Source organism: Acinetobacter guillouiae CIP 63.46, from assembly GCF_000368145.1.
In the GTDB taxonomy this organism is placed as follows: domain Bacteria; phylum Pseudomonadota; class Gammaproteobacteria; order Pseudomonadales; family Moraxellaceae; genus Acinetobacter; species Acinetobacter guillouiae.
Genome location: NZ_KB849282.1, coordinates 497,417 through 504,128, shown reverse-complemented (window position 1 = coordinate 504,128; position 6,712 = coordinate 497,417). Strand labels below are relative to the sequence as shown.

Genomic DNA, 6,712 nt, shown 5'->3' with positions numbered 1-6,712 from the left:
GCAGACGCACCAGTATTTGCAGGCAAAGTGAAAGCAAATGGTTTAGATGCAAATGGCAACAAAGTTGAAAATGTAGCAGATGCGACAGCAGCAAGCGATGCGGTGAATAAAGGTCAGTTGGATAGCTTAAGTACAGGTCTTACTAATACTGGCTTTGGCTTAAAAGCAGCAGACGGCAATACAGTTAACAAGAAGTTAGGCGAAGCGGTTGAAGTTGTTGGTGCAGATAGCAACATCACTACGAAGGTTGCAAATGGTCAAGTTGCGATTGAGTTAAATAAAAACCTCAATAACTTAACTGGCATTACAGTGAACGATGGCACCAATGGTACAAATGGTTCTACAGTGATCGGTAAAGATGGTATCTCGGTTAAAGATGGCTCAGGCAATACCATTGCAGGTGTAGATAACACAGCGTTGACAGTGAAAGACGGTAGTGGCAACACAGAAACCAGCATTAACAAAGCGATCAATACCCTGAATGCATCGCAAGGTGAAACTGATAAGTTTGCAGTGAAGTACGACAAGAATGCTGATGGTAGTGCAAACTACGATAGCGTAACCCTTGCAGGTACAGGTGGAACAACAATCACCAATGTTAAAGCAGGCGCTATTAACGCAACATCAACTGATGCGATCAACGGTAGTCAATTGTATGATGTTGGTAATAGTCTGAAAAATGCAATTGGCGGTTTGACCACGAGAGATGCAACGACTGGCATCATTACGACAAGCAACATTGGTGGCACGGGTTCAAACACAATTGATGGTGCAATCAACAGCATTAAAGATTCAGCAACCAAAGCGAAGACCACAGTTACGGCAGGAGACAACGTTGTTGTGACTGCTGGTACCAATGCAGATGGTTCAAGTAATTATCAAGTTGCGACAGCGAAAGACGTAAACTTCGACAAAGTGACAGTAGGTAATGTTGTTGTAAATAAAGCCAGCAATACAATCGAAGGCTTAAGTAATACTGACTTAAGAGCAAGTGATTTTGCGACTAAAGGTAGAGCCGCGACTGAAGAGCAATTGAAGCAAGCTGTCACGAAAAACATCACTGAAGTTGTAGATGGTAATGGCAACAAAGTGAATATTATTGATCAAGTTGTAAATACGAAACCTGACAATAAAAACCAAGATTCATTGTTCTTAACCTACGATAAGCAAGGTCAAGAAACCACAGATCGTCTGACGATTGGCCAAACAGTACAGAAGATGAATACCGATGGTATTAAGTTCTTCCATACCAATGCAGATATGTCGAAAGGTGATTTAGGTACAACCAATGACTCAAGTGCAGGTGGTTTAAACTCTACAGCGATTGGTGTAAATGCAATTGTGGCAACGGGTGCAGATAGTGCTGTTGCATTAGGTCACAATACAAAAGCTGAGGGCAAACAATCCATTGCAATTGGTCAGGGTGCTGAGGCATTAGGTACACAATCAATCAGTATTGGTACGGGCAATAAAGTGAAAGGCAACCATTCTGGTGCGATTGGTGACCCGACCATTGTTGATGGTGCAAACAGTTATTCTGTGGGTAATAATAACCAAGTGCTTACAGATGATACGTTTGTACTTGGAAACAATGTAACCAAAACAGTTGCTGGTTCAGTTGTGTTAGGCAATGGCTCAGCGGCGACGACTGGTGCAGGTGTTGCGGGTTATGCGTTGTCAGCTGTAACAAGTGCAGACAAAACAGCAATTAGCAATACAACATCAACAACTGGTGCAGTAGCAGTTGGTGATGCGGCAAGCGGTATTTATCGTCAAATTACTGGTGTTGCAGCGGGTAGCGCAGATGCTGATGCTGTAAACGTAGCGCAGTTAAAAGCTGTTGGTAACCAAGTTGTTACCACTCAAAACGCACTTGTAAATGGTTTGGGCGGTAATGCGAAGGTCAATGCTGACGGCACCATTACTGGACCAACTTATAATGTTGCACAAGGTAATCAGTCGAATGTCGGTGATGCATTAACAGCATTGGATAAAGCCATTGGTTCTGCAGCAACAACATCTAAAACGACTGTTTCTAATGGTCAGAATATTGTTGTGAATAAGAGCAAAAATGCTGATGGTTCAGACAACTATGAAGTATCAACAGCAAAAGATTTAACAGTTGATTCTGTGAAAGCAGGTGATACGGTTCTCAATAATACTGGATTCTCAATTGGTAATAATGCGGTTGTGATAAACAACACAGGATTAACCATTGCCGGTGGACCAAGTGTAACGGTGGCAGGTATTAACGCGGGTAATAAAACAATTACCAACGTGGCAAATGCTGTAAATGCTACAGATGCAGTTAATAAAGGGCAGTTAGATAGCGCAATTGGCACTGTGAATAACAATGTCAATGAGCTTGCTAATAATGCCGTTAAATATGACGATGCATCAAAAGATAAGATTACACTTGGTGGTGGTGCAAATGGCACAACCATTAGCAATGTAAAAGATGGTGCAGTTAGCCAAGGTTCTAAAGATGCTGTAAATGGTGGTCAATTATGGAATGTTCAGCAACAAGTTGATCAAAACTCAACGGATATCAGCAATATCAAAAATGATATTAACAATGGTAGTGTCGGCTTAGTTCAACAAGCAGGTAAGGATGCAACAGTTACAGTTGCGAAAGATACTGGTGGTACCAGTGTGAGTGTGGCGGGTAAAGATGGTAACCGTGTTGTGACAGGTGTTAAAGATGGGGCAGTGAATGCGACATCTACAGATGCCGTTAATGGTTCTCAGTTGAATGCAACGAACCAAAAAGTTGCAACAACAGGTCAAAAAGTTGTTGAATTCTTAGGTGGCGGTGCTGGCTATGACAATATTACGGGTAGCTTCACTGCCCCAACTTACAATGTAGGTGACTCTAAGTATAACAATGTCGGTGGTGCAATCGATGCATTGAACCAAGCGGATCAAACATTGAATAGCAAAATTGACAATGTCAGCAACAAGTTAGACAACGCTTTCCGTATTACCAATAACCGGATTGATGATGTTGAGAAAAAAGCCAATGCGGGTATTGCAGCAGCAATGGCACTTGAATCAGCACCATATATTCCAGGTAAATATACCTATGCTGCAGGTGCGGCATACCATGGTGGTGAGAATGCGGTAGGTGTGACCTTACGTAAAACTGCAGACAATGGACGTTGGTCGATTACAGGTGGTGTTGCGGCAGCATCTCAAGGCGACCCAAGTGTTCGTATTGGTATCAGTGGTGTAATTGACTAAATCACGAGACGAGGAAGATCGGACGGTCTTCCTTTTTCTTCGCAAATTTTTAAGAGAGAAAAAATGAAAGCATTTAACAAAAAAATTATGTTCAGTGTATTCAGTGGTCTTGTGATGTCATTGAGTCATGCTGCTGAAGTTGAAACATCAAATACCCAAGAAATTCATTTTCCTGAAGTGAAAGACAGTTATTTAAAGCAAGTGAATCGTTATGAATATGATGACGTGGCACGTTTAGATAAAGGTTTAAGCAAAGATCAGATTCGCCATGTTTTGGGGAATCCACAATTTTCTGAAGGCCTTTTTGCTGTTAAAACTTGGAATTACGTATTGGATGTTCGAGAGCCGAGCTCAAATCAATATAAACGTTGCCAGTTGCGCATAGACTTTGATAAGCACTACCGTTCAGAAAATCTATATTGGAAAGGTGAACAATGCCAAGGTCTGATGGCTTGGGGCATCAATAACCAATCTTCGACAGAACAAACGGCTCTATCCCCTACAGGTCAATCAGCCAGTGTTTTATTCTATTTTGATCATTCAGATAAAAGTGGGGTAAAAAATCCTGAAGTGATTAGCAAAATTGCCGATCAAATTAAACAAACTGATGGGAATAGCAAGATTTTTGTTGCAGGTTATACTGACCGTTTAGGTTCATTTCCGTATAACCAACGTTTATCAGCAGCGAGAGCCAATACCGTTGTAAATTTGTTGAAACAACAAGGAATTCCTGCGGATCAAATTCAATTTTCAGCAGAAAATAAAACTGACGTGTATCAGAAATGCAATGGAATGAACAAAAAAATTCAATTGGTCGAGTGTTTAGCGCCTAATCGTCGAGTAAACATCACTTGGTAAAACTGAATGCATAATCAAATAAATTCAGTTTAAAAGAAGGTGTTTATTCTTCAAATCGGTTGAACCTTATTGCATGCAAACGCCCGATGAAATTCATCGGGCGTTTTAAATTATTTACTATTCTGGTTTATTTTGAATAAATCATACATCACCAAATGATATCGATTGCCAAGTTAACCGAGCAGAAGCATCAGCAAAAAAACATTTTGATTAAACAGAAATAATCTGTTTGAAAGTGAATAAACGAGGTTCGTTTAGAGAGCTTTTATAAAATAAAATTTAGTGAATTTTGTTAAATGATAAATATTTTTTATTAAAAAATAAAAAATTATTCATAGAAGTTTTGTGTCTTATCCAACACGATAGCGTTATATTAAATTCTAATGTTTTATTTATCTACAAAGCTTGTTGGAATATCAATAGACACGTCTTGTTTAAAAAAAGATCATGCTCAAGATCATTGGTTATATGCTAAGTTATAGTATGATGTGTTCATATTTCGACTGATTTATTGCTATATCATCAGTTTTATTTAGCCAGAGTGAATTGATATTCATTTCAAGCTCAAACAATGTTGGAAATACAAATGCCTGACTATCGTTCAAAAACATCGACACATGGAAGAAATATGGCTGGCGCACGTGGCTTATGGCGTGCAACAGGAATGAAAGATGAAGATTTTGGTAAACCGATTATTGCGGTAGTCAACTCATTTACTCAATTTGTACCTGGTCATGTACATCTGAAAGACTTAGGTCAGCTGGTTGCTGAACAAATTCAAGCAGCGGGTGGCGTGGCAAAAGAATTCAATACGATTGCGGTCGATGATGGTATTGCAATGGGGCATGATGGCATGCTGTATTCATTGCCTTCGCGTGATTTGATTGCAGATTCTGTTGAATACATGGTCAATGCGCATTGTGCAGATGCCATGGTGTGTATTTCTAACTGTGACAAAATCACACCAGGAATGTTAATGGCGGCAATGCGTCTGAACATTCCTGTGGTATTTGTGTCTGGCGGCCCAATGGAAGCGGGTAAAGTTAAAATCCGTGGTACAGAACATGCGATTGATCTCGTTGATGCAATGGTGGTTGCTGCTGATGATAGTTTTACCGATGAAGAAGTAAAACAATACGAGCGTTCAGCTTGCCCAACTTGTGGTTCATGTTCAGGTATGTTTACAGCCAACTCAATGAACTGTTTGACAGAAGCCCTTGGTTTATCTTTACCGGGTAATGGTTCAACTTTAGCAACCCATGCAAATCGTCAAAAATTATTTGAAAAAGCCGGTCAATTGATTGTTAAGTTGGCAAAGCGCCATTATGAACAAGATGACTACACCATATTACCGCGTTCAATTGCGACCAAAGCATCTTATGAAAATGCGATGACGCTAGATATTGCAATGGGTGGTTCAACCAATACCGTATTGCATTTATTGGCTGCGGCACATGAAGCAGGTGTTGATTTTACCATGGACGATATTGATCGTTTATCGCGTAAAGTGCCTGTGTTGTGTAAAGTTGCGCCTGCAAAACAAGATGTCCATATGGAAGATGTCCATCGTGCAGGTGGTATCATGTCAATTCTAGGTGAATTGGATCGTGCAGGCCTATTGGATACATCAGTCTATACCGTACACGAAAATACGTTGAAAGATGCCTTAGATAAATGGGATATTATTCGTACCGAAGATCCAGAGGTTTACGAGTTCTTCCGTTCAGCACCAGGTGGTGTTCCGACTCAAACAGCATTTTCACAAAACCGTTATTATCAAACTTTAGATGGTAACCGTGAAAAAGGTGTGATCCGTAATGCTGAACATGCATTCTCTAAAGACGGTGGCTTGGCTGTACTGTACGGAAACATCGCTGTAGACGGTTGTATTGTAAAAACTGCGGGTGTAGATGATTCAATCCTGAAATTTAATGGTACGGCTCGTGTCTTTGAAAGCCAAGACGCTGCTGTAGATTCAATTCTTGGTCATGAAATCAAAGCTGGTGATGTGGTTGTCATCCGTTATGAAGGTCCACGTGGTGGTCCGGGTATGCAAGAAATGCTTTACCCAACCAGCTATCTAAAATCGAAAGGTTTAGGTAAAGAATGTGCTTTACTTACAGATGGTCGTTTCTCTGGTGGTTCTTCAGGTCTTTCCATTGGTCACGTATCGCCAGAAGCTGCTGAGGGCGGTGTTATTGGATTGGTTGAAGATGGTGATTTGATTGAAATCGATATTCCAAATCGTACAATTCATCTCGCTGTTGATGATGCAACCTTAGCTGCACGCCGTAAAGTTCAAGACGAAAAAGGTTGGCAGCCAGCTGAAGAACGTCCACGTAAGGTTTCAAAAGCATTAAAAGCTTATGCTATGCATACCACCAGTGCGTCGAAAGGTGCGGTGCGTGAAATCTAAGCGTTAAAATAAGATTCCCAAACAAAACAAAAGCACTCATGAATTGGGTGCTTTTTATTGCATTGACCTAACGATTTAAATTTTATCGAGTTTTGGGATATTGATCATTCAGATTCAAATTGTTATAAGTTTTGTTATGACTGGTTAGAATTAATTTTCTCAGCATCACCCGTGAATGAATGGTATGCTTGAGCGAGT

Annotated in this window: 2 protein-coding genes and 1 pseudogene; all 3 read left to right on the top strand. The window is 40.4% G+C overall.

Annotated features, from left to right (window positions below; all coding sequences use genetic code 11):
* Positions 1–3,240: pseudogene (gene ataA / locus F981_RS04670) on the top strand (trimeric autotransporter adhesin AtaA); the annotation flags it as partial.
* A 63-nt stretch (positions 3,241–3,303) separates the two neighbouring features.
* The gene (gene tpgA / locus F981_RS04665; RefSeq protein ID WP_004718885.1) at positions 3,304–4,098 is read left to right on the top strand and encodes a trimeric autotransporter adhesin/peptidogylcan-associated protein TpgA; all 795 of its coding nucleotides are present in this window, start codon (positions 3,304–3,306) and stop codon (positions 4,096–4,098) included.
* Positions 4,099–4,684: 586 nt separating this feature from the next.
* The gene (ilvD, locus tag F981_RS04660) at positions 4,685–6,514 is read left to right on the top strand and encodes a dihydroxy-acid dehydratase (RefSeq protein WP_004718884.1); all 1,830 of its coding nucleotides are present in this window, start codon (positions 4,685–4,687) and stop codon (positions 6,512–6,514) included.
* Positions 6,515–6,712: the final 198 nt, after the last annotated feature.